General features: G+C 65.2%; 23 protein-coding genes. 12 read left to right on the forward strand and 11 right to left on the reverse strand.

What is annotated here, in order from left to right; translation table 11 throughout:
• Positions 1-24 precede the first annotated feature (24 nt).
• A complete protein-coding gene (locus J3454_RS08765) occupies positions 25-2,298 on the forward strand; it encodes a GumC family protein (protein WP_349513388.1) in 2,274 nt (757 codons plus the stop codon).
• 21 nt (positions 2,299-2,319) lie between these two features.
• Here the strand turns inward: J3454_RS08765 and J3454_RS08770 are convergent, their stop codons facing one another.
• The 8 genes from J3454_RS08770 to J3454_RS08805 form a co-directional block, all read right to left on the reverse strand.
• Entirely contained in the window at positions 2,320-3,597 is a 1,278-nt protein-coding gene (locus tag J3454_RS08770; protein ID WP_349513389.1) for an outer membrane beta-barrel protein, read from the reverse strand.
• A gap of 70 nt (positions 3,598-3,667) precedes the next feature.
• Complete coding sequence (locus J3454_RS08775) at positions 3,668-5,497, reverse strand: ABC transporter ATP-binding protein (protein WP_349513390.1); 1,830 nt, start codon at positions 5,495-5,497, stop codon at positions 3,668-3,670.
• Positions 5,494-6,456 carry a serine kinase gene (locus J3454_RS08780; RefSeq protein WP_349513391.1) on the reverse strand — a complete coding sequence of 321 codons (963 nt, stop codon included), beginning with the start codon at positions 6,454-6,456 and terminating at the stop codon, positions 5,494-5,496. The genes J3454_RS08775 and J3454_RS08780 overlap by 4 nt, the downstream gene beginning before the upstream one ends.
• Positions 6,453-7,529 (reverse strand): asparagine synthase-related protein, encoded by a 1,077-nt coding sequence (locus J3454_RS08785; protein ID WP_349513919.1) that lies wholly within the window; start codon positions 7,527-7,529, stop codon positions 6,453-6,455. The genes J3454_RS08780 and J3454_RS08785 overlap by 4 nt, the downstream gene beginning before the upstream one ends.
• Complete coding sequence (locus J3454_RS08790) at positions 7,475-8,368, reverse strand: asparagine synthase-related protein (RefSeq protein ID WP_349513392.1); 894 nt, start codon at positions 8,366-8,368, stop codon at positions 7,475-7,477. The genes J3454_RS08785 and J3454_RS08790 overlap by 55 nt, the downstream gene beginning before the upstream one ends.
• Entirely contained in the window at positions 8,368-8,823 is a 456-nt protein-coding gene (locus tag J3454_RS08795) for a lasso peptide biosynthesis B2 protein (protein ID WP_349513393.1), read from the reverse strand. Before J3454_RS08795 ends, J3454_RS08790 begins: the two co-directional genes overlap by 1 nt.
• A complete protein-coding gene (locus J3454_RS08800) occupies positions 8,820-9,107 on the reverse strand; it encodes a PqqD family protein (RefSeq protein WP_349513394.1) in 288 nt (95 codons plus the stop codon). The genes J3454_RS08795 and J3454_RS08800 overlap by 4 nt, the downstream gene beginning before the upstream one ends.
• Before the next feature lie 116 nt (positions 9,108-9,223).
• Positions 9,224-9,379, reverse strand: coding sequence for a lasso RiPP family leader peptide-containing protein (locus tag J3454_RS08805; protein ID WP_349513395.1), 156 nt, complete (start codon positions 9,377-9,379; stop codon positions 9,224-9,226).
• A gap of 207 nt (positions 9,380-9,586) precedes the next feature.
• Here J3454_RS08805 and J3454_RS08810 point away from each other — a divergent pair, with 207 nt between their 5' ends.
• On the forward strand, positions 9,587-10,765 hold the full coding sequence (locus J3454_RS08810; protein WP_349513396.1) for a nucleotidyltransferase family protein: 1,179 nt from the start codon (positions 9,587-9,589) through the stop codon (positions 10,763-10,765).
• A gap of 50 nt (positions 10,766-10,815) precedes the next feature.
• On the opposite strand, the gene J3454_RS08815 is transcribed toward J3454_RS08810, so the two are convergent.
• A complete protein-coding gene (locus J3454_RS08815) occupies positions 10,816-11,817 on the reverse strand; it encodes a LacI family DNA-binding transcriptional regulator (protein ID WP_349513397.1) in 1,002 nt (333 codons plus the stop codon).
• Positions 11,818-12,120: 303 nt separating this feature from the next.
• Between J3454_RS08815 and J3454_RS08820 the strand changes: the two genes are divergently transcribed.
• Positions 12,121-13,170, forward strand: coding sequence for a diacylglycerol kinase family protein (locus J3454_RS08820; protein ID WP_349513398.1), 1,050 nt, complete (start codon positions 12,121-12,123; stop codon positions 13,168-13,170).
• Complete coding sequence (locus tag J3454_RS08825; RefSeq protein WP_349513399.1) at positions 13,167-14,081, forward strand: hypothetical protein; 915 nt, start codon at positions 13,167-13,169, stop codon at positions 14,079-14,081. Before J3454_RS08820 ends, J3454_RS08825 begins: the two co-directional genes overlap by 4 nt.
• Before the next feature lie 7 nt (positions 14,082-14,088).
• Here the strand turns inward: J3454_RS08825 and J3454_RS08830 are convergent, their stop codons facing one another.
• Positions 14,089-14,856 carry a DUF2141 domain-containing protein gene (locus tag J3454_RS08830; protein ID WP_349513400.1) on the reverse strand — a complete coding sequence of 256 codons (768 nt, stop codon included), beginning with the start codon at positions 14,854-14,856 and terminating at the stop codon, positions 14,089-14,091.
• A gap of 20 nt (positions 14,857-14,876) precedes the next feature.
• Here J3454_RS08830 and rpe point away from each other — a divergent pair, with 20 nt between their 5' ends.
• The 8 genes from rpe to J3454_RS08870 all read left to right on the forward strand — a co-directional run bounded on the left by rpe (position 14,877) and on the right by J3454_RS08870 (position 23,268).
• A complete protein-coding gene (rpe, locus tag J3454_RS08835) occupies positions 14,877-15,539 on the forward strand; it encodes a ribulose-phosphate 3-epimerase (protein ID WP_349513401.1) in 663 nt (220 codons plus the stop codon).
• A complete protein-coding gene (locus J3454_RS08840; protein WP_349513402.1) occupies positions 15,539-17,428 on the forward strand; it encodes a heparinase II/III family protein in 1,890 nt (629 codons plus the stop codon). Before rpe ends, J3454_RS08840 begins: the two co-directional genes overlap by 1 nt.
• A gap of 12 nt (positions 17,429-17,440) precedes the next feature.
• On the forward strand, positions 17,441-19,042 hold the full coding sequence (purH, locus tag J3454_RS08845; protein WP_349513403.1) for a bifunctional phosphoribosylaminoimidazolecarboxamide formyltransferase/IMP cyclohydrolase: 1,602 nt from the start codon (positions 17,441-17,443) through the stop codon (positions 19,040-19,042).
• Between the two features lie 338 nt (positions 19,043-19,380).
• Entirely contained in the window at positions 19,381-19,569 is a 189-nt protein-coding gene (locus J3454_RS08850; RefSeq protein ID WP_349513404.1) for a hypothetical protein, read from the forward strand.
• Positions 19,569-20,255, forward strand: a complete 687-nt coding sequence (gene msrA, locus J3454_RS08855; protein ID WP_349513405.1) for a peptide-methionine (S)-S-oxide reductase MsrA — start codon at positions 19,569-19,571, stop codon at positions 20,253-20,255. Before J3454_RS08850 ends, msrA begins: the two co-directional genes overlap by 1 nt.
• 50 nt (positions 20,256-20,305) lie before the next feature.
• Positions 20,306-20,788 carry a Fur family transcriptional regulator gene (locus J3454_RS08860; protein WP_349513406.1) on the forward strand — a complete coding sequence of 161 codons (483 nt, stop codon included), beginning with the start codon at positions 20,306-20,308 and terminating at the stop codon, positions 20,786-20,788.
• 71 nt (positions 20,789-20,859) lie between these two features.
• Positions 20,860-22,800, forward strand: coding sequence for a 1-deoxy-D-xylulose-5-phosphate synthase (gene dxs, locus J3454_RS08865; RefSeq protein ID WP_349513407.1), 1,941 nt, complete (start codon positions 20,860-20,862; stop codon positions 22,798-22,800).
• 24 nt (positions 22,801-22,824) lie between these two features.
• A complete protein-coding gene (locus J3454_RS08870; protein WP_349513408.1) occupies positions 22,825-23,268 on the forward strand; it encodes a hypothetical protein in 444 nt (147 codons plus the stop codon).
• 29 nt (positions 23,269-23,297) lie between these two features.
• Here the strand turns inward: J3454_RS08870 and J3454_RS08875 are convergent, their stop codons facing one another.
• A complete protein-coding gene (locus J3454_RS08875; protein ID WP_349513409.1) occupies positions 23,298-24,266 on the reverse strand; it encodes an MlaA family lipoprotein in 969 nt (322 codons plus the stop codon).
• Between the last annotated feature and the right edge of the window lie 60 nt (positions 24,267-24,326).

Consider the following 24,326-nt stretch of genomic DNA (forward strand, 5'->3'; position numbering starts at 1 on the left):
ACGTCAGAAAAAGGGGAATTGCGCTTGGCGGCTACCGCATACGGGCTCGTCGGTAACAGGACACATGCGGAGGAATCGGCAAACGAGCCGCCCGCCAGCGCGTCGGCCATGCGCGACGACCAGCGGCGTGGCCCCCCCGGCGGCGGTAGCGGCAACGGCGGCGGCTCTGGCGGGGGCGGTGGCGGCGGAGGGGCGCCATTTCTGCCCGATCCGGGCTTTCTGTGGTTGGTGTTTCGACGCCGTTTGTGGCTGTTCCTAGGCGTGGTGGCGGGCGTGCTGGCGCTGGTCGCGGCTTACACCCTGACCCGGCCGGAACTCTATTCCGCCACGGCAAGCATTCTGATCGAACCCCGTCAGCCCGAAGTGCTCGAATCCGACCCGGTCTCGCCCGAACTCGCCAGCGATACAAACGTGATCGATACCGAAGTCGAAATCCTGTCTTCGCGTCGCCTCGCAGGGCGAGTGGCGGAAGCGCTCAGGTTGCACACGTGGCCGCAATTCGCGGGGGCCAGGGTTCCGCCGACAGCGGCCGATGCACCAGGCACCCATCCGCTTGCCGGAGCGGTGCTGGCGCGCATGGACATCAGGCGCTCCGGCCTCACCTATCTCGTCGATATCAGGGGTGAGGCCGAAAGCCCGGAACTCGCCGCGGCTCTGGCCAACGAATATGCCAAGCAATATCTTGCACAGCAGCAAGATCGGAAGGCGGGCACATCGGAGGAAGCGCAGGAGTTTCTGCAGACCCGCCTCGTCGAATTGCGCCAGAACGTGGCTGAAGCCGATGCGGCGCTGCAGAACTACATGATCCGCAACGGGCTGATGAGCGCCGAGGGCGCGACGATGGCGGAACAGGAAGTGTCTGTCCTCAATCAGGAAATCTCTGCTGCCCGGGCCGCGCTGGCGGAAAAGGAAGGGCAGCTGTCCGCCGCCCGCAATCGGATCGGGCGCGGGGGAGGCGGGGCAGAGGTTCCGGCGGCGCTGCAATCGGGCACTGTCGCACAGTTGCGTGCGCGCGAGGCGGAACTGACCGGCGAGGTTGCTCGGCTGGAGAACCGGTTCGGCGATCAGCACCCCGAACTGCGCCGCGCACGCGGCGAGCTGGTCGATATCCGCAGCCAGATACAGCAGCAGATCGACCGGGTGATGTCCTCGCTCGAATCCGACGTGCAGGCTGCGCGCTCGCGTCTTGCCTCGCTCGAAGCCAGCCAGCGGCGCGCTCGCGGCTTGCTGGCCTCGAACAATTCTGCACAGGCAGGCTTCCTCCAGCTCGAACGCGATGCCGAAGCCGCGCGACAGATTTACGAGACCTTCCTGCGCCGTTCGCAGGATGTGGAGGCGCAATCCGGGCTGATCCGCCCCGATGCCTCGATCGAATCCCTCGCGCGCGTGCCGATCATGCCGTCGTCGCCCAGCTATCCCTTGGCAGCGGTGGGCGGCCTGACGATCGCGCTGATCCTCGGTTTCATGGCAATCGGCGGCGCGGAATATCTCGATGCACGCATCCGCACCCGCAGCGATGTGGAGCGACGGCTAGGTCTCGCTTATGCGGGCGCAGTGCCCGAGCTGGACAGCACCGTGAAGCGCTCCGTGCGGGGCGAAGTGCCGTACGAATACATGCTCGACCATCCGCAATCCAAGTTCACCGAGGCGATCCGCGCGCTCAAGAACACCTTGCTGCTGGGGCAGGGCAGCGCTGCAGGGCGCAGCATCGCCGTTACCTCCGCGCTCCCGCGTGAGGGGAAGTCGACCACCGCCATTTGCCTTGCCCGTCTGCTGGCGGATTCAGGGCTGCGCACCGTTTTGGTCGATTGCGATTCGCGCCGCCACGAGGTGAGCGACGCCTTTTTGGCTGAAGGTTGGGACGGGTTTGGCCAGTACCTGCGCCGCGAAGTTCCTCTGGCGCAGGCGCTGGCGGTGGACGAGCGCACCGGACTGGCGGTGCTCGGTTCGCGCCACGCCGACCACAACGGACGCGAATTATTCGTGCAGGTGCCGCTCACCGAATTGCTCGACGAACTGGCATTGCGATTCGAGGTCGTGGTGCTCGACACCGCGCCGGTGCTGGGCGTCGCCGAAACGCGGCTGATCGCGGCGGAGGTGGGGCAGGTGCTGATGCTGGCCCGCTGGCGCGACACGTCGATCAAGGCAGCAGAAACAGCCGCCGACTTGCTGCTGGCAGCCGATGCCAATCTGACCGGGGTGGCGCTGACTCGTGTCGACGTGCGCAAGTACGGCAGCACTGGCCAGCAGGACGTGTATTCCTACCACAACAAGTTCGCCGGATATTACGTGGATTGAACGACCGGGCAGCCGGGTGGACTAGAACACCACCCGGACACCTGTCATCAGCCTGTTGCGGGTGAACTCGCGGAAGAAATCCCCGTCCGAGAACCGTTCGAAGCGATCCGCCCGTGCGAACACGCGAAAGTTGCGATTGAGCCGCCAGGTGGCCTCCGCCATCAGGCTGTATTCCTGTGCGCTTACGTCGACCTGACCGATCGTGTCGATCTGGGCAAACGACGCCTCGCCTTCGAGCACGAAATTGCGCAGCAGTTCATGTTCCGCCACCAGCCGCGCCTGACTGCGAACATTGCCGCTGACCAGCTGCGAGCCGCCTTCTTCCACCTGCCGATCGGCAAACAGGCGGAGCGTGGTGAGCGGCGTCACCGACCAGGTGAGATTGGCCCCGAAGGATACGCCGGTGAGGCCTTGGGCGGATGGATCGTCGACCTCGCGGTGCAGCACCCCTGCCCTGATCTCGCCGAACAGCAGATTGTCGAGTTCGAGCCTGACCCCGGCTTCCAGGGTATAACCCGTCGTGTCCCGATCAAACGGATCGGGCTGATCTTCCTCGGCGGTGAAGGTTAGCCGGTCGACCTGTCCCCGCAGCAGTCCCGAAACGCGCGGCGAAATCTCCACCGCAGCGGTCAGTGCGCCGCGCATATAGACCGAGTCCCGGAAATCCTGTCCCAACACGCCTCCTCCCTGAGCAGGCACATCGTCAAAATCGAGAAGTATGATCTGCGCATCGCCCGTCATCTGGAGGGCGCCGAAATCGTGCGAAAGGCTGGCAAGCGCATCGGCACGCCGGAAGCGTGTGGGCTCGAGCGCTTCGCGCGCGATGGCGATGCTGGCGCGGTTCTCCACGAGGGAATCTATCGATGCAACCAGCCGCGCGGAGGTATCGCGATCGATGTCGAGGCGGCCATCAATCCGGGCGCCGCCTTCCATCGCATCTTCGCTGGACAGTCGGGCATGGAAGTTTTGCTGGATATAGGCGTTGGCCTCGAGGCTGTGGCGCTGCCACTGGGATTCCAGTCTCGCCGCGCCCCGGAGGGTCAGTTCGACATCATCCTCGCCGCCACCGGGCAGGGCAAGAATGTTGTCGTCGTATTCGATCCGCGCCTCGGCGCTCGGATAAAGCAGAAAGCTGCCTATGCGTCCGCCGACGGGTTCGTAATCGTCGAGTTCGCGCTGCCCGGGAGTGGGCGGTGCACCTTGGGCATACGCTGCTGTATGAAAACACGTCCCGAGCAGCAGCCCGGCGAAGAAGACACCTCCTCTTGCGTAGCCCCTTTTCTGGCGCAGTCGGTGCATTTGTCCCCCCTTTCTCTATTTTTTCCGATGTGGGATTCGTCGCAGGCGCGCCATAAGGCACTTACATAAATCAGGATTCCGGGGCGGAATGGAGAGGCTGGCGTGTCCCCACGTTGCGTTCGGCCATCACCAGCCGCGCCAGCGGGCCGTCACCTGCCGCGAGATCGGAAAAGCGGCCCACTTCGACCACGCGTCCCGAATTCAGCGCGATGACGTGGTCGGCAGATGCCACCATCGACAGGCGGTGCGCTATGGCAAGGACTGTAATCTGACCCTTCAGCGCCGCGATCGAACGGGCGACAGCGGCCTGACTTTCCCAGTCGAGCGCGCTGGTCGCCTCATCCAGCACCAGCATTTGCGGCTTCATGACCAATGCGCGGGCCAGCGCGACGCGTTGGCGCTGACCGCCCGAAAGCTGCGCGCCATTATCCCCCAGCGGAGTGTCGATCCCCTGCGGCAGGCGGGATGCGAACCCCAACGCGCCCGCGCGTTCCAGCGCATCCTCAATCTCGCGCAAGCTCGCCTGTGGCCGCGCAAGGCGAAGGTTGGCGGCGATGCTTTCGTCGAGCAGGAACGGGTCCTGCGGGACATATGCGACCTGCTGACGCCAAGCTCGCGCAGTCTCGGCCGTGAGCGGCACGCCATCGATCGTAACCTTGCCGGCATACGGGGATAACAGTCCGCAAACGATGTCGGCTATGGTGCTTTTGCCGCTGCCCGAAGGGCCGATCAGCGCGGTGATTGCGCCGGCGGGAATGGTACAATCGACCTCCTCGACAGCGGGTCGATCCGCATCGTCCTGATAGGCAAAGCTGACCTGTTCCAGCACGATGGCGCGGTCCAGGGTCAATGTCGGCAGTGCGGTGGTGGGAGCGGGCGGCGGCTCAGCCTGATCGGCCCATTCGGCCTTGCAGCGTTCGATGTCATTAAAAACGGTGACATTGGCCAGCAATTGCTGGAAGTGGTTCTGCAACCCGGTAAAGCGCGGCGCGATCCGCATCAGCAGCACCAGCATCGCCACCAGCTGCGGCAGAGCGAGACCCAGACCGCGGATGCCCGTATAGACCAGCACCGCAACCGCCAGCGCGCTGACCAGCTGCGAAACGATGGTGCCAAGCGACGTCAGCCGCATATAGCCGACCGCTTCGCCATGAACCTTGTCGAGATTGGCAGCGAGCCGATGGCGATAGGGCTCCTCGGCATTGTGGATTTTCGCGGTCTTAAGCCCGCTCAGATATTCCGAGACCGTCCGGTATTGATCGCGCTTGTTCTGCGTCCGCTCCATTCCGAACCGGGTCGCCCGGCGGCGCAGCGGCGCAAGGATGGCGAGAATGGCGAGGCCTAGCCCGCTCGCCAGCAGCATCATCATCGGTGAAATCACCCATGCCACAGCGAGGTAGACCGCCAGCAGGATCGCGGACTGCAGCAGCATCATGACCGCCATCGCCGCAGCATAGACCCGTTCGACATCGCCGGTCAGCAGGTGGTGGAGATCGGACGGGCGCTGGCGCACCATGTGCTCCCAGCGCAGCGCACCGATCGCGGCGAACAGATCCAGCCTGATCTGGTTGAGCAGATCGAACAGCAGGTCGGCCAGATAGATGTTCTTGGCCCGGGTGAACAACCCGTGGAGCGCGATCAGGACAACGAGCGCGGCGAGAGCGGCCGCCAGACTGATCGAGACACCGCCCAAGGGGAGCCAATCGGGCAAGATGAAACTGCCACCGCGTTCTCCGTCGATGATCGACAGGAGCGGGATTACCATCAGGATCGAAACGCCTTCAGTCAGCCCGCCCAGCACCAGCAATCCGAGCGCGAAAGCGAAACGGTGCCGACCGCGATTGACGAGGAACGCGAGAAAGCCGCGTACGCCGCTTGCTGGTGCGGATGCGCTCGTCACGGGGCCGGATCGGAGCGGCTGAGCTCGGCCTCGACAAGAGCAACCACTTCGGACAGCCGGCCAAGGTCGTGCGGGACAGACAGGATCGCGGCCCGCGCGCGATGGGCCAATGCGGGGCATTGGCGCGCGTGGCAGGCGGCGGTGGCCGGAGTGATGCCGCGCATCCCGAACCGCGTTCCGTAGGAGAAGCGCAGGAATGCCTTCATCCGCTCCTTCGGGTCGAGCCACTGGATGCCGAGATGATCGCTACGGCGCAGCAGCAGGAACAATCCCGGCGGGAGCCTGTCCTGTGCGAAACCCCGCCCCAGCAGAAAGCGTTCCTTGTAGAGCACGATCGGCACTTTCGGGCGCTCCCGCACTTCGGGCAGGGCAAGGCTCATGGATGCCTCGCGCGTCAGTTTGACCTGCGGAAAAGCGGGAAGGATGCTGCCGCCCCCTTCTTCGAGACCCTCGATCGCGACAATATCGTCAGTCAGCAGGGAATGCCCCGCCCGCAGGAACGCGCCCGCCGTGGTCGATTTGCCCGCGCCCTTGTCGCCGAGGAAGCAGACCGCCCTGCCACCCACATTCAATGCACTGCCATGCAGCAGAAACGCCCCGCGCGCTTGCAACAGCAGGGCGATGACCGGGCCGAGCAACGGGAAACACAGCAGCGCGGGGTCGACGCCGGGCACCGGTTCAACCTCGATAAGGCCGGGCGGCAGCACACGAAAGGCCCCAATCTGAGGATAAAGGAGAAAGCACTCGTCGTCGCCGAACCGGAATTCGGCTTCGGCTTCGGGCGAAGGGAAGGTGCGCCCGGTATTGACCAGCCGAATTTCCACGTCGGCCTGCGCGCCTTGGGCTTCCACCAATTCGGGCAATTCGACGTCGCTCGCAATGTCGAGCCCGAAAGCGCGGTAGCGGGTTGCCGGAACAATGCCGATAGCGGCAGGCTCGGCAAGGGTGGCGTTATTCATGCAGCAACTCCGCTGATCGCTGGACGGGATTGCGACTGCGTGGCCGCTGCGCGAAGCATCGCCAGCCACGTGCCGAGTGCGATTGCACGCCATACCATCTGCACCTGCCTGCCCGGCGCGGCATCGGGATCGGCGCAGATCGCGGCAAAGGCCGACCGGGCGGCGCCGAGATCGCAGTAATCGGCCAGCCGGTTGCCGGGATCGTCAGCGAACAGCGCATGGATCCGGTCGCGGTGGTGAACCGCCAGCCCGCGGGCCAGATGGACAGTAAAATCGAGCTTGTCGCGCCGCGCCAGTACCGGTGCGGGCACGATCCCGGCCATCGCCCGGCGCAGCACCAGCCGCGACCAGCCGCCGGACAGTTTCTCGTGCGCGGGCAGACCGAGACAAAATTCGACCAGGCGGCGGTCCCAGAAGGGATAGCGCGCCTCCACCCCCATGCTGCGATAAAAGGCGGCATGGACTTCGAAGGCATAGGGCTGCAGCGCGCTGGTGAGCACCGCGTGATGCTGCTGCTGTTCGCCAACCGCCGCTTCGGGCTTAGCGAAGCTGCGCAGCCGCTCCTTGAACCCGCTGCGATCGATCAGGTCGCGGGACAGCAAATGCGCGGGGTCGCCGTCGGTTCTGCTTGTCGTACGGTCGAGCGGGGCCAGCAGCCGGGCAAGGATCTGCGCATCCACCCTGTTCTGGCGCGCGGCGACCCGGCGGGTCAGCACCAGGCTCGAACGCCCATAATTGTCGGCGGCCGCGCGTGCTTCGCGCCAAAGGCTCAGCCAACTTCCGCGCGCCGCCAGTTCACCCAGCAGGCCATATCCGTGACTTACCACCTCGTCACCGCCATGCCCGTCGAGCAGCACGCCGATGCCGCTTTCCTTCGCCGCGCCGACCGCACGGCGCATGCATGCCAGATTGGGAGCGTGGGTCGGCCCGTCGCAATCTTCCAGCAGCGCTTCGAGATCGGCCAGCGGGCGGTAGCCGTCGAGTTCGAGCACGCGCGAAGCAAATCCGCCGGTGGCGATCACGTGGTCGACGAAAGGCCGCTCGTTGCTGCGCTCGGGTTCGTGGAAAACCATCGAGAACACCGGGACATTGCCGCCCCCTCGGCCTGCTGCTGATCGCGCAGCAGGCAGGCGATGGCAGAGGAATCGAGCCCGCCGCTCAGCAGCGCACCGACCTGCCCGGTTCCGGTCGCGCGCTTGCGGACCGCCTCGTCGAGCAGGAAGCGGAATTGATCGTGGACATCCCTGCCATCGGGAACTGCCGGGGTAAGATCGAAATAGCGGCGCAGCGCCCGTTCGCCCGCACGCAGCACCAGCACATGGCCGGCCGGAAGCCGCCTCACGCCGTCGAAGAATGTCCCCTCAGCCTCGATCACCCGGCCATAGAGATAATCGGCAATCGCTGCATCGCGTAAGCCCGGTGCCCCGCCGGCCGCCCGCACTAGATCGCCGGGCGATTGGGAAAACCGAAGGCTGCCGCAGCTATGCGTATAGTAAAGCGGGCGGATGCCAAATGGATCACGGGCGCAGAGCAGGCGGTGTTCGTCCGCGTCCCATATGGCGAAGGCGAAGTCACCTTCCAGATGGGATGGGCAATCCTCACCCCAGCGCCGATAGGCGGCCGCGATTAGCATTTCGGTGGAGATATCCGGCGCCACACCCAGTTCGCGGCCCAGATCGGCAGCATTGTCGAGCCGCGCATCGGCCACGATGGCGAGGCCCGGGGCGATCTCAACCGCCGCGCCGCCGCGGCTGGCCAGCGCCGCGCCCGCTCCTGTCCATTCGCTGGTGGTGCCCAAAACCTGTGCTGACCCGGGCCCTGATCCGCGCTTATCGGAATGCACTGCCCCGCATTGCGGGAAGCTGTGCGGGGCGATGTCCCCGACCAGTCCGGAAATCGATCGTACCGCCATCAGCCAAGCTCGGCGATGCGCGTGAAATCGGCGAGCTGTGTGCCGCGCTGGCCCAGCACCACCCGATCGTTGCAGGTCACCCAAGCATGGGCTGAAAACGCCTCGTCAGCGCCCTTGCGCACTCCGATCTGGAGGAGGCTGGCATGGCCCGTGCGCGCCAGCACGAACTGCAGGGCGAGCGCCTGCGTGAGACAGGTCGCACCCGGCACGAACCGCGCCAGTCGCTCGATCCGCCGGGCGACCTGACGCGCCCAGAACTGCGAATCGGTGCGCGCTTCGGCGCGCGGCATTTTGCGGCGGATTGCGGTATAGCCGATCGTACTGAGCGCTATGCGCATGATCGCCAGCACCGCAAGGCAACGGGCATCGAACGCCGCAGCGCGCAGCCCGCGTAGCGCAGGGCGGCGTCCGGCAGCGACAGCGGGTGCCGATGGCGCGACCGGCCTGTCGTTCATGCGTGGAAGCATTTAACCAGTCCCGCCGCGTCCATCTGGCAGACAAGATCGGCAAGATCCCCGCGCACCCGCGCCGAAGGGGCGTCGAATTCTGCTTCGGTCCGGCAGCACAATTGTTCAAAGCTTACGGGGCGGGACATTTCTTGCCAGGCGAAGGCGCCCACTTCGTTGAGGCTGTAATAGATGTTCGACTTTAGGTTCAGCAGCGCCGAGCCTTCGCCCAACTGGCAGCCCACCACTTCTTCGTCGGCAGCGATCATCGTTGCCGGATCAACTTTGGCCATGCGTATCTCCCCCTATGGAAACAGGGCCGCCACGAAAGGAGCGACAGGAAACACGGTGACGCATAGCGGATTGCCCGCAAAACGTGGGGTCAGCCGCGCTCCCCGTCGCCGTCGGATCAGGACAGTCCGTCCGCTGCGCAGGTCAGATCGCCAAACGGCGTATCGGCCGGAAACGTTGCGTCCAGATTGTCGGGGCAGCCAGCCGCCTGGGTGAGTCGCTCGAAGGTTCCGAGCTCTTCCAGAAGCGGGGTGGAATAGGATCTTGAGGTCATGCATGTTCTCCTTTTCGATGTGCAGCGACGCCCAAATACACGACTGTTAATTGTGCATCGCCATTTTACGAACAATTTGGGAAAGCAAAACGAATTCCACGCTATAGCTAGGGCTATAATGATAAAATACGTTGTTTAAATTCCCCTCTTTGTCCCTATCGCAGACTTACGAGTCCAGCGACTGCCACCTTCTGACTTCGGGGAATCATGACTGCACTTACACAGGATACAAACAGTGATGCAGCGCAGCATCGCGCCTGCGTCGGGCAGACCCAAACGCTTGGCGGCAACGGCGAGTTGCCTGCGTTAGTCGCCCTGTGCCGCTGTGCGCTGACCGGAGATTCCTACGGCCTCGCCGAAGCGGTCGAGCGTGTGGGGTCGCCTGAGGTCTTTGCAGCGCTGGTCGATAATGCGCGCCTTTGGGCTGCATGCGAGGCGGGTTTTGCGCGCGCGCAAGTGCCTGCGCCGCCTTTCGTGACAGAGCGCGCACGGACGGCGCGGGCGCAGGCGATGCTGGTCAATGGACGCGCCATGGGCCTTGCGCGGGTGGCCCTGCCCTGCCTCGAACAGCACCACATCCCCGCGATCGCCTTCAAGGGGCCATTCCATCAGAGCCAACTTTACGGCGATTGGTTCGTCCGAAGCTCGAACGATCTCGATCTTCTGGTGCCGCAACCGCTGTTCGAAAAAGCACTCTCTGCGCTCGAGTCGGTTGGATTCCGGACACGCCACGGCAATTCGCAGTGGTGGAAGTTCTCGCTCGGCGAGGTTCATTGCGACTATCCCGGCGGCGGGGTCGTCGATCTGCATCACCGGCTGCAGCAGCCCGGCTGCCCATCGCCGCGCGATCCCGCAGCTTTCATCGAGGCAGCCGAAATCCAGCAATTGGGAGAAACCGCAATCCCGGTGCCCTCGCTTCAGCATGCATTGCTGATTTCGGCGCTCAACTTCTGCAAGGAGCTTTTCCATCGCAAGCCTTCGGCCCGTTACGCTTTCGATTTCGCGGCGGGCGCATTGCGACTGTCGTCGGATAGCCGGAGGGATTTTGCCGCGCTGGTGCGGCAGCAGGGATTGGAAGGGCCGGTGAACTTCACCATCGCGGCCTGCGAACGCGTGTTCGGACCGCTGCCCGGACTGAACGCAGATACTGCACGCAGATCTGTTGCGGCGGAGTGGGCGCAGCACGGGCAATTTGCCCGCTTGGTCTTCACGCCCGATGCGCCGGGGCTGCGCTGGCCGCGTCGGCGCGCCTTGCTATGGCAGTTCTGCGGGGGCGAGCCGAGCGCGCGCTGTTCGTTCGATTTCGCCGCGCAGGCCGGCAGGATCGCTTTGGGCGAAGTACTCCGCAGTGCCGCGCCGCAAGACGCCGCGCATGCCGTTTCCTGACAGGGCAGATTTTTGGCAAATTTCAGGCAGGGAGGGGGCGGGTTGGTTCCTCATATCGTGCGCGGGGCGCGTGCGAGGCTGGATCGTTCGATCAGCGCGAGGCCGGGCGGGGTCCTGGGCGCAGCGGAATGCGCGGTCCCGGCTCCCCGCGCGGCGATCAGGCGCTCGCACGCGGCTACAAACTGCGTTGCCGTGGGTTCGTGCAACGCGGCAATCGGCGGCTGACTCCGGATCAGCGCCGGGTGATCCTCAAGCGTAATCAACGAAAGGTCGCGCGGCACCCTCAGTTTAAGCGTGCCTGCAATATACAGAACCGCCAGCGCCGCATCGGCACATTCGGTAATGATCGCTGTCGGGCGGATGGTCGGCATCAACCAGGAATGCGCAAGGTCGAGCACCGCTGTGAGATCGGGCCGGTTGTCAGCAACGAAATACCGGTGAGCGCGGCTGCCTTTCTGCGCCAGTGCCCGGCGATATCCGCCCAGCCAATGTCTGGAGCGATCCGGGTCGCCCGGTCCGGTGATAAATCCCACCTGCCGGTGGCCGAGGCCGAGCAATGTCTCGGCGGCCGCCTCTCCGGGATTGACTGGGGCTTCAACGTCGCTGCGTAAAGTTTCGCGGGCGATACGGCGCGGCATTTCAAGCACGGCGCGCAGTTCGGCGACGCCGTCCAATGGGGGAAGCAGGATCGCCCCGTCCGGCTGCACCGCGCCAAGCGTGGCGGCAAGCTGGGCCGCGGCTTCGGCGGGGGCGATATCCGGCGCGGTCGGCTCGAACAGCAGGCGATAGCCGCGCGCGCCGCACGCCGCCGTACCGGACAGCAGCAGCTGATCCAGCGGCAACGCTGGGTTTTCACCGGGCGCCGGGCCTGCAAAGACGGCCAGCAGGATACGGCTGCCGCCCCCGGCCATGCTGCGCGCGGCGAGGCTGGGAACGTAGCCGAGCTGTGCGATCGCCTGCTCTACCCGCTCCTTGGCTTCGGCACTGACCCGCGGGCTGTAATTGATCACACGCGACACCGTCTGCCGCGACACTGCGGCAGCCTTCGCCACGTCCTCGATGGTGATGCCTCGCGCCGCCGCCTCCTGCCTCTGATTGCTTGCCGCGTGTCAGGAACGCCATTCTGCCGCGGTCCGATTGCCAATTGATGTCAATGTGAGCGATCACGCAAGTCAATTTGCAACTGTCATTTTTGCAGCCACCCCGGGTCAAACCGCCGGAAGCGTTGCTGCGCTGCGCCTGTTCATCCTCCGCAGCACCCGCCTGGTCGAAAACGCGGGTGTCCCAAAGCGGATGTTACAGCATTGCGAAATATGACTGTGGAAAGTTGGCGTGTGGGTAACTATAGGATCGCAATGGCCACGCCGATTTACGAATTTGCGCAGACAAGCAGGGGCGATGCTTCGGAGACAGGCCGGGGCCGTGCCGGTCGTCGCGGCGCAAGCGATCAACCGCCAGTGGTCGGTGTGATCTACAATCCGCGCAGCCACCGCAATCTCGGGGCCGATTTCGACTGCGGCCTTTCGCCCCATGTCCACATCGCACAGCCCGGCGCGCGCGCGCAGCTGCCCGCCGCGCTGGCCGAACTGGCGGCGCGCGGGATCGATCTGCTGGTCATCAATGGCGGTGATGGCACCGTGCGCGACGTCCTGACCTGCGGGCGACCGATCTTCGGAGACGATTGGCCGGCGATCGCCGTTTTGCCGAAGGGCAAGACCAACGCGCTGACTGTCGACCTCGGCATTCCCGATGCCTGGACGCTGCAGGATGCGATCCATGCGCTGGATCATGGCGGGCGCGTGAGACGTCGACCGATGGAGGTTACGCCGCAGGACGATAGCAATCCCGGCAGCAGCCTTGCAGGCGTCTCGGGCTTTATTCTGGGTGCCGGTGCGTTCACCACCGCGACCAGAGCGGGGCAAGGCGCGCACAAGCTGGGCGCTTTCAACAGTCTCGCGGTGGCTGTCACCGGGCTGTGGGCGCTGACGCAATCTTTGTTCGCCGGTCGCTCCAACCACTGGCGGCGGGGTGCGCGGATGCGGATCGGGTTGGGTGCGGGTGATGTGCCGATGGCGCATAGCGGGCGCGGCGATCCCGAGATGCGGCAGGTCCTGTTCGCTTCGACGCTGGAACGCATGCCGGCCGGCATTCGCCCGTTCGGGGTGCTGCGCAGCGGGCTGAAGCTGGTTGCGGTCGACCAGATCTCCCGCCGTACGACCGCGCTCATCCCGCTTGTGCTGCTTGGCAGTGGGCCAAAAAATCTGCGGGAGCGCGGCATTCACCAACTCGCCGCGAGCCATTTCACGCTGTCTATCGACGATCAGTTCATTCTCGATGGCGAGGCCTTCCCGGCGGGCGACTACCGGGTCGATCTGGGGCCGGAGCTCGCCTTCGTCAGCCCATGAGCGGCGGAGGCAGAGGGCCGGCCGCCCCTCTATCCGCGCGGATCGACGCCCAACTTGCAGCACCGGTCGATCCTGCGGTAGCCGAATTCGCCGGCGTGTTGGGCGCGGCGGTGGGCGCGCGGGCGGTGTTGTTCTACGGTTCCAATCTGCGCACCGGCTCGCTCGACGGCGTGCTCGATTTCTACATCCTGCTCCCCGGCGATCGGGAGGCCGCGATCTGGCCGAGGGTCAGCTATCACGAGGCCGCGCATGGCGGCACGATGCTGCGCGCCAAGGTCGCGACCATGCGGCTTGCCACCTTTGCCCGCGCAGCTGCGGGTGACCTTACCGACACAACGATCTGGGCGCGGTTCGTGCAGCCGAGCGCGCTGGTGTGGACAGCCGACAGGGGCGCGCGCGGTGCGGTGATCGCCGCAATCGGATCGGCGTGCATCACGGCAGCGCGGCTGGCAGCGGCGCTCGGGCCGGCGCGCGGTACTGCGGAGGATTACTGGCGCGCACTGTTCCGCGCGACCTACAAGGCCGAATTCCGGGTCGAAAAAAGCGGGCGGGAGAATGACATCCTTTCCGTCAACGCCGCGCATTTCGCCGGGTTGTTACCGCTGGCGCTAGCGGCCACCGGGATTGCACCCGGACAGGATGGCGAACACCTCAGCCCGCAAATTTCCCGGTCTGAGCGTCGCACAACCCTGTCGTGGTGGAACCGCCGCCGCCGGATGGGCAAACCGCTCAATCTGCTGCGGCTGGTCAAGGCCAGCACCACGTTCGAGGGGGCGGCGCGCTATGCCGCGTGGAAGATCGAGCGGCACACCGGAATGCCGGTCGCGGTCACCCCGTTCCGCGAGCGTTTCCCGCTGCTGGCGGCGCCGCAGGTGATGTGGGCGCTATGGCGTCACCGGCGCGGCGCGTGATGACCGATCAGCTCTGATACTTCACCTGAATCGCGATCCGGGTCACGCCGTCACCTGCGCGGAATCGCGTCTTGTCGAGCCCCGGCGGCCGGGGAATGCCGAGAAAGGTCTTGATTGCCGGGTTGTTGGACATGCCCGCGCCGTCGGTGGAGAAGTCCTTGTCGCGGTTGCCATTGGCATCATGCTGGACAACGATGGCGTAATCGCCTGCCGAAGGCAGCGGCACACACACCGTTGTATTGCCCTTGCGCGGCGTGGTGTCGATCCGGTGGAGATAGCGGCGGCTCTTGAGCCAATCGCTCTCCCGCGCGCGATAGGTGCGCACGAACAGATTTCCGCTCGACGATTTCAGCCCGCTGATCTCTAGCCGAACCGCCGGCCCCTTACCCGGTGCGCAGCGGCTCATGTCATTGTCGATCTTCACGCCCAGCGTTTGCGCCGCAACCGGCGCGGCCAGGCCGAGCGCGCCCAACCCGGCAGCGGCGGGCACCGCGGCAAGCACCGCAGCAAGCGACAGGCGGGCAGGTGCGTCGAAGGTCATCGGCGAAGTTCCTGGTGGTTGGAAGGAGAGGGAGAGATGCCGGATCGGTCCGGTTGCGACGCATGGCGTGCCGCAGTTGAAGGACCGCAATGACAGGCTCGGGCTGAATTTGCGCTTAATCATGTAAATAAGGCGCAGTTTAGCCCGATTTCGGCCCCGCCACAGTGGAAAACGCTGCGCCAGGTGCTTGTCGCCCGATTCGCGCCTCCCGTATTGCCGATCATGCAGCTTCATAAGGGGCCTTGCGCCACACCATGCCCGCGCCGCTGATTTCGCCTTCGATCCTTTCTGCCGATTTCGCCCGGCTGGGTGAGGAAGTGCGCGCCATCGATGCGGCGGGCGCGGACTGGATCCATATCGACGTGATGGACGGGCATTTCGTGCCCAACATCACCATGGGGCCGGACGTGATCAAGGCCCTGCGCCCGCATAGCGCCAAGCCGTTCGACGTCCACCTGATGATTTCCCCGGTCGATTCCTACCTCGAAGCCTTCGCTGCGGCCGGCGCCGATATCATTACCGTCCACCCAGAAGCCGGGCCGCATATCCACCGCACGCTGCAGGCGATCCGCGCGCTCGGCAAGAAAGCGGGCGCGGTGATCAATCCGGGCACGCCGATCGAGGTGCTCGACAATCTCATGGACATGGTCGACCTGATCCTGGTGATGAGTGTCAATCCCGGCTTCGGTGGTCAAAGCTTCATCCCTTCGCAGCTCGACAAGGTCGCGCGCATCCGTGCCATGATCGACCGGACCGGACGGGACATCCGTCTTGAGGTGGATGGCGGGGTGAATGCCGAAACGGCTCGCTTGTGTGTGGAGGCGGGGGCCGATGTCCTGGTGGCGGGTTCCGCCACCTTCAAGGGCGGGCCTGAACGATACGCAGCCAATATCGCCGCCCTGAAGGGTCAAGCCTGATGGCGACCCTGCTGCGCACCCCGGCTGGCCGCAGGGCCGATGCGCTGGTGGAGCGGGTGGGCGACGGGCCGATGCTGGCGCTGGCTGATGGGGCCGAACCAAATGTCGCTGTTACCAATGCGCCGCTTGCCCCGAAGCCCGAGGAACCGAGCCGTGCGCTGGCGCTGAGCGATGTAATTGCCGCGCCCGCGGGGCCGGGCGAGGCGTTGATCCGGATGGCTTATCGGCTGGGGGTGCCGGGCCATGCGCTTGCCGCGCCGTTCCGCCGTCCGCAACCGCTGCGCGTGTTGGCGACGGTCGAAAGCCCCAATCGCGGCGACCGGGCAGCGGGCACCGCCCTGCGTGCCGGGCATTTTCTCGTCCACGGCGCGCGCCTGCCGATTACGAGCCTCGATTTCGCCGGGTCGGCTCGGCCTGCCCCCGTGGTCGAGCGGGTGCTGCACTCGTTCTCGTGGCTCGCGGACCTTGCTGCCAGCGCGCCGCGCGCCGACTGCATTCCGGTGGCCGAGCGAATCACGACGATGTGGCTGCACGCCCATCCCGAGCCGGGCAAAGGCCCCGCATGGGACGTCGAACATGCCGGGCTGCGGCTGGTAGCATGGCTGGTGCATGCACCGCTGGTTCTGACAGGGCAGGGCGCCGAACAGGGCAAGGGGCTGAAGGCGCGGCTGCTTGCCGCGATCGCCGAAACCGCAGGCTGGCTCGATCGCAGGGCGGTACGCGAAGGGGCCGGCCTGGGGCAAGTCGCCGGTTGGGCCGGCATAGTCGCCGCCGGGCTGCTGCTGCCGAACGGCAAACCGCGCCGCCTGTATGGCGAGGCAGGGCTGGTCCGCGCGCTCGGCGACATGGTGGGCGAAGATGGCGGCGTGCTGTCACGCTGCCCTGCCGCCCAATTGGACGCGATCGGACTGCTGACCGATCTCATCGCCTGCTACGATGCGGTCGGCACACCTGCTCCTCCGGCGCTTCCCGTGATGCGCGAACTGCTGGTGCCGCCGCTGCTGGCGCTGCGGCATGGCGATGGGGCGCTTGGCAACTGGCAGGGCCAAGGCGCACTTCCTGCCGAGCGGGTGGCAGCAGTGATCGAGGCATCGGGCGTACGCACCCGACCGCTTGGCGCAGTGCAGGGCTGGGGCTACCAGCGGATTCGGGCAGGTGACACGCTGGTGCAGTTCGACACAGCTCCGCCGCCGCGCGCGCGCCATGCCCGGATCGGCTGCGCGTCGACTTTGGCGTTCGAACTTTCCGACGGTCCGGCGCGGGTCATCGTCAATTGCGGCGGCGCAGGCCTCACCGGCGGGCAGCTGCCGGCGCGTGTCGGACAGGGCCTGCGCGCCACGGCGGCGTTCTCGACGCTGGTGCTCGACAACGCCAATTCCACCGCCGTCATGCTCCACGGCCAGCTCGGCAAAGGGGTCGAAACGGTCGAGATCGAACGCCGCATGGTGGCTGCACGCGGCCGCGATGCGACGCGGATCGAGGCGGCGCATGATGGCTATGCCCAGCGCTTCGGCCTGACTCATCAGCGCGTCCTTACCTTGAGCGGCGACGGCACCGAATTGGCGGGCGAGGACATCCTGGTGCCCACCTCGAAGAAGGGCAAGCGCGGCAAGATCGGCTTTGCAATCCGCTTCCATCTGGGGCGCGGGGTCGAGGTGCAGCTTTCGGGCGACAAACGCGGCGCAAGCCTGCTGCTGCCCGACGGTCGGCTCTGGCAATTCCGCCTGCGCGGCGATAGGGCGGGCGCGGATGAAGTCACCTTGTCTGCCGAGGACAGCTTGTGGGTCGACGGTGAAGGCCGCCCGCACGCAACCGAGCAACTGGTGATCGAAGGACTGGCATTGCGCGCCGGGGGGCAATTCTCCTGGCTGCTGAGAAAGACAGGATAGAGGTTCCTCGCAATGAGCGACAAGGCAATCACCCGGGCGCTGCTGTCAGTGTCCGACAAGACCGGTTTGGCTGATCTGGGCGCATCGCTCGCCGCGCGCGGTGTCGAACTGGTCAGCACCGGGGGCACCGCCAAGGCATTGCGCGAAGCTGGGCTGGAGGTGCGCGACGTGTCCGACCTCACCGGCTTTCCCGAGATGATGGACGGGCGGGTCAAGACGCTCCACCCCAAGGTGCATGGCGGGCTGCTGGCGCTGCGAGACAATCCCGAGCATGTGGCGGCGATGGAAGCGCATGATATCGGCGCAATCGATCTGGTGGTGGTCAATCTCTACCCGTTCGAAGCGACGGTGGCGAAGGGGGCCGACCGCGCCGAGGTGATCGAAAATATCGACATCGGCGGGCCTTCGATGGTGCGTTCGGCAGCCAAGAACCACGGCTTTGTGACGATCCTGACCGATCCGGCGGATTATCCGGCGCTGCTGCAGGAACTGGATGCGCATGACGGCGCGACCTCGCAGGCGTTCCGCACGCGGATGGCCGGCAAGGCCTATGCCCGCACCGCCACCTATGACGCGGCGATTGCCAGCTGGTTCGCGTTCTCGCCGACCGCGAGCGATGAACCCACCCTATTCCCCGAAACCCTGCCGATGGCGTTCAAGCGCGCCGACACACTGCGTTACGGCGAAAACCCGCACCAGAACGCGGCGATCTATGTCCCGCAAGCGATCGGCGCGCGGGGGGTACCGCAGGCTGCGCAGCTGCAGGGCAAGGAACTGAGCTACAATAATCTCAACGATGCCGATGCCGCACTGGAACTGGCGGCGGAATTTGCAGGCCAAGAACCTGCGGTGGTGATCGTCAAGCACGCCAACCCCTGCGGCGTGGCACAGGCTGGAAGTCTGCTCGAAGCATGGGAAGCGGCGCTGGCGTGCGATAGCGTTTCGGCATTCGGAGGGATCGTCGCGGTTAATTGCGAACTCGACGGCGCCACTGCCGAGGCGATTGCAGGGATCTTCACCGAGGTTGTGATCGCTCCCTCGATCAGTGCCGAGGCACGCGAGATCTTCGGCAGGAAGAAAAACCTGCGCCTGCTCGAATCCGGCGCGCTGCCCGATCCGCGCCGTGCAGGTCTGGCGATGAAGACGATCGCTGGCGGCCTGTTGCTCCAGTCGCGCGATGCAGGCGCGGTCACGCGTGACGATCTCAAGGTCGTCACCAAGCGCGCGCCCACAGAGCAGGAATTGAAGGACTGTCTGTTCGCTTGGACAGTAGCGCGCCACGTCAAGTCGAACGCCATCGTCTATGCCAAGGACGGCGCAACCGCCGGTATCGGCGCAGGCCAGATGAACCGGCGCGATTCGGCGCGCATCGCTGCGATCAAGGCGAAAGAAGCCGCCGAGACTCATGGCTGGGACGCCCCGCGCACGCATGGCAGCGCGGTTGCCTCGGACGCGTTCTTCCCCTTTGCCGACGGGTTGATCTCCGCCGCCGAAGCGGGCGCGACCGCCGTGATCCAGCCGGGCGGTTCGATCCGTGACGATGAAGTGATCGCCGCCGCCGACGCTGCGGACCTTGCAATGGTGTTCACCGGGATGCGGCATTTCCGGCACTGACTTGGGTTTCGAAGGCGCCTCCGCGCCTTCGTCCTCGGTGCTGTTTCGCGCTGCGCGCGAGCACCTGCGGGCGGCCGTACAGGTGTGCTTCGCACGCCTGCGTCTTCGACTTCGGCTCCGGCCTTGCGGCCCTTTGGGCCGTTTTGCTGACACAGTTGCTCGATTGTTGGTGGTTCACCCGCGCCAGCTGACGGCTCTGGCGCAACTTTTTGCTCTTCGCCTCGTAACTAAATCGTCTCCTTGCCCTAATGGTGGCTGACTGCGGCGTTCAGGCCGGTGCAAGTCGGCGTCCTCCACAAGAGGCAGGACGAACGGAAACACGAATCGCGAGCAAGCCCATGCGCCTTTTCTCTCCCGAACTTCTCCGCAATTTCTCGATCGGATTCGCGATCGGCGCGCTGCTGATCGCCGGGGCCAACGCCGAAAGCTGGGGCGGCGAGCTGTCCTCGCCTGCACAGGCCGCGACGATGCCCGAGGCGCTGGAGCCGACCGCCGAATTTGTCATTGCACCGGAACAGCCACTTTGATGAACAAGATTTCCGCCCTGCTGCTGGCCGGATCGCTCGCCCTGTCGGCCTGCGCCGGACCGGCGATCGCTGCCGAGGAGCCGGTGAACGCCCCCGCCTCGGCTCGCATTGCCAAGGAAGGTTCCGGAGGCCTCAAGACCGCGATCTTCGCGGGCGGCTGTTTCTGGGGCGTGGAAGGCGTGTTCAGCCACGTAAAAGGCGTGAAATCCGCAGTGTCGGGCTTCCACGGCGGTAACGCGGCCAGCGCCAAGTACAATATCATCACCAGCGGCGTCACCGATCATGCCGAAGCGGTGAAGGTCACCTATGATCCGTCAGTGGTGCGCTATGACGAATTGCTGCGCATCTACTTTTCCGTGGTGGCCGACCCGACGCTGAAGAACCGGCAGGGACCGGACGTCGGCGCGCATTATCGCAGCGCCCTGGTGCCGACGAGCAAGGAACAGGCGGCGGTGGCCCGCGCCTATCTCGCCCAGCTCGGCAAGGCAGGCCTGTGGTCCAAGCCGCTGGTCACCGCCATCGAACCCTACAAGGCGTTCTACCCGGCAGAGAGCTATCATCAGGATTTCATGGCGAAAAACCCGCGCCATGGCTATATCATGCGCTGGGACAAGCCCAAGGTCGATGCCTTGAAGGCGCTGTTTCCGGCCCACTACCGCGCCACCTTCCTGCGGGACGCTGGCTGAGCACGCGAACCGCTTGGCTAAACGATGAAACAGCGCCTATATTCTGCGGTATGGGCCAGCCAGCAAACGATCTTCCGCACAGCCACGCGCACCACGAACACGCGGGTGAAAGCCTGGTCGCCGCCGCCGCCCGCGCGCTGACGACTGCGGGCGAGCAATGGACGGCAATGCGCGAATCGGTGTTCGCCGAGCTGGCGCAGCACGAACGCCCGGTGTCGGCATACGACATCGCCGACAATCTTTCGGCGGCGCGGGGCAAGCGGGTCGCGCCCAATTCGGTCTACCGCATTCTCGATGTGTTCGTGGCGAACAACCTCGCGCTGCGGGTGGAAAGCGCCAACGCCTACCTCGCCAACACGCACCCCGGCTGCGCGCATGACTGCATATTTCTGGTGTGCGACGAATGCGGCGAGGCCGCCCATATCGATGACGAGGACGTGAGTCGATCAGTGCGGGCGATTGCCGCGGCACGTCAGTTCAAGGCGGAGCGTCCGGTGTTGGAGATTCGCGGTTTGTGCAGGAGCTGCACGTGAAGCGCCGCGAAGTTTGAGCGTGATCAACCCTGCATCGACAGGTTGGTTCCCAATGTGTAAAGCTAAGCCCTATGACACAATCGCCTTACACACCCCTGCTCGATCAGGTTGACACTCCCGACGACCTGCGCCGCCTCAAGCCCGAACAGCTCCGCCAGCTTGCCGATGAACTCCGCTCCGAAATGATCGACGCGGTCAGCACTTCGGGCGGACATCTCGGCTCCGGCTTGGGCGTGGTCGAGCTGACCGTCGCCATCCACTATGTCTTCAACACGCCCGACGACAAGCTGGTGTGGGACGTGGGCCACCAGTGCTATCCGCACAAGATCATCACCGGGCGGCGCGACCGGATCCGGACGCTGCGGCAGGGCGGCGGCCTGTCAGGCTTCACCAAGCGTTCGGAGAGCGAATACGACCCGTTCGGTGCGGCGCACTCCTCGACCTCGATCAGCGCGGCCCTGGGCTTTGCCATCGCCAACAAGCTGAAAGGCCAACCGGGGCGCGGAATCGCAGTTATCGGCGATGGTTCGATGAGCGCCGGGATGGCCTATGAGGCGATGAACAACGCGGCGCAGGCGGGCAATCGGCTGGTGGTGATCCTCAACGATAACGATATGTCGATTGCGCCGCCGGTGGGCGGGCTGTCCGCCTATCTCGCGCGGATGGTGTCCTCCAGCGAATATCTTGGCATCCGCAGCCTCGCCAGCCGCGTGATCCAGAAGATGAGCCGCCGGATGCATGATGCAGTCGGTAAGGCGGAAGAATTCACCCGCGGCATGGTGACCGGCGGGACCCTGTTCGAGGAACTGGGCTTCTACTATGTCGGCCCGATCGACGGGCACAATCTCGATCACCTGCTCCCCGTGCTGGAAAATGTGCGCGACACGTCCGAAGGGCCGGTGTTGATCCACGTCGTCACCGAAAAGGGCAAGGGCTACGCGCCTGCCGAGAACAGCGCCGACAAATACCACGGCGTGCCCAAGTTCGATGTTATCACCGGCGAGAAGAAAAAGGCGGCGGCCGGCCCACCCGCCTATCAAGACGTGTTCGGCCTGACGCTGGCGAAGCTGGCCGAAACCGATAGCCGCATCTGCGCGATCACCGCGGCCATGCCGTCGGGCACCGGGGTCGACAAGTTCGCCAAGGCGCACCCGACCCGCACCTTCGATGTCGGCATTGCCGAACAGCACGCGGTGACTTTTGCCGCGGGGATGGCGGCGGAAGGGATGCGGCCTTTTGCGGCGATCTATTCCACCTTCCTGCAGCGCGCCTATGATCAGGTAGTGCATGACGTGTGCATCCAGAACCTGCCCGTGCGCTTCGCCATCGACCGCGCGGGTCTGGTCGGCGCCGATGGGGCGACCCATGCCGGCAGTTTCGACGTCACCTATCTCGCCACTCTGCCGAACATGGTGGTGATGGCCGCCGCCGACGAAGCGGAGCTGGTCCACATGACCTACACCGCCGCCGAGTATGACGACGGCCCGATTGCCTTCCGCTACCCACGCGGTAGCGGCACCGGAGTGGCGCTGCCGGACGTTCCGCAGAAGCTGGAAATCGGCAAGGGACGGCTGGTGCGTGAAGGCACCAAGGTTGCGATCCTGTCACTCGGCGCACGCTTGCCCGAGGCGCTGAAGGCCGCCGACATGCTGGAGGCCAAGGGGCTTTCCACCACGGTTGCCGACATGCGCTTTGCCAAGCCGCTGGACGAGGACCTGATCGCCCGCCTGATGCGCACGCACGAGGTGGTCGTCACGATCGAGGAAGGCGCGATCGGCGGTCTGGGCGCGCACGTGCTCACCTATGCCAGCGACGAAGGGCTGACCGACGCCGACAGCGGAAACGGGGGCCTGAAGGTGCGCACCATGCGCCTGCCCGATAGCTTCATCGATCACGACGATCCGGCAAAGCAGTATGACGAGGCCCGCCTCAACGCCCCGCACATCGTCGAGACGGTGCTAAAGGCGCTGAAGCACAACAGCGCCGGAATCGAAGAAGAGGCGCGCGCCTGAACCTATCGGGTGGCGGACCAACCGATGGGCAACCTCCTCGGCCTCCCCGAATGGGTCTCTGTGACAGCATTTGCCGCTTTCGCCTTGGCGATCTGGATGGGTTTCGGCTTCTGGGGTATCCGGCGGGCGCACGCCGAGGTGGCGGCGCGGCGCCCAAACCCTACAGAGGCGGAGTTCCTCACAATGATGGCGGACGACTGCTCGCCGCAGGCGGCGCAATTTCTTTGGGGGCAGGCGACTTTCTATGTCAGCCCCGGGCTGACGCCTCACCCCGATGACGACCTGATCAAGGATCTGCGCATTGATGATGACGATATCGCCATGGATTGGCCGCGTGCGTGGGCCGAACAGCGCGGGTTTGCGGAGAGCGACCAGCCCGAATGGCCCGAAGACTGGCCGGTGACGGCGCGTAACTTCGGACGCTGGCTCGATCAGGGGCCACGCTCTGGGACGAGCCAGTCGGATTGAAGCAGGAGGGGCGCGGGGCCTATCCCCCATCAACGTGTCGCAGGGCTGCTCCGCGCGGTCAGCTGCACCTGCTCTATCAGCGATAGCGGCGGCTGATCCGGGGTACTGGCCTGCGGGGCGGCCGGTTCCGGCTGCGCCTCATCCTCGATGGCTTCGCCTTTGAGCGCAGCGATCTCGCGTTCGCGTTTGGCCAGATAGGTGTCGCGCCGCTCGGCATAGGGATCGTCCGAAGCGCGGATTTCGGCCAGTTCGGCATCGACCTCGAGCCGCTGGTCAAGCCCGTTCACCACGAAATAGGTCACTGCATATTCCGGCTGGTTGAACGGCTTGCCCACGGCAAACGGCAGCAGCGCCTGATCGAGCGTGCTGCCGATGATATCGCGCAAGCTGGTCGCACCGGTCACCGGCAAGTAGAGATACGGCCCGGACTCCACGCCATAAAACCCCATCGTGTTGGCAAAGCCGTTGCGGCGATAGGGAATGCCGATGCCAGGCTTGCCCGCGATGTCGATCAGCCCGCCCAGCCCCAGCGTCGAATTGATCGCGAGCCGTCCCAGAGCGCCGAACGCCTTTCCGACTTTGCCTTGCAGCAGGAAATTGAGCGCATTGCTCGGCTCGCCGAGATTGCGCACGACATTGCCGAGGCCATCGCGCAAAGGCTCGGGCAAGCCGTCGCGATAGGCATAAGCGACCGGCTCGATCAGCGCCTCATCGACCGCCTGCGTAATCCGATAGCTTTCGGCGTTGAGCTTTTCCGCCGGATCACCTTCGGGCGGGCCATAGGCACCTTCGACCACGATTTCGTTGGCCTCATCAGGCGGCATCTGCTCCTCGTCCAGTGGCAGATTGCCTTCAGGCGGAGCATTGCCTTGTGCCGCCTGCAGCGACCATGTCAGCGGGGCGAGCGCGGGAGCCTTCTGCGGCTCGGCCGGGCCGGACACCACCAGCGCGGCGCTCAGCATGGGGTGGGAGATAGTGATAAGTGCAAGGTTCGGCATGATAATCCTTTGTTCCCTCCCTGCTGTCCTCCGCCTATACCTACGCTGAACTGTATGTCG

Origin of the sequence: Erythrobacter sp. NFXS35, assembly GCF_040148725.1 — a bacterium.
GTDB lineage: Bacteria > Pseudomonadota > Alphaproteobacteria > Sphingomonadales > Sphingomonadaceae > Erythrobacter.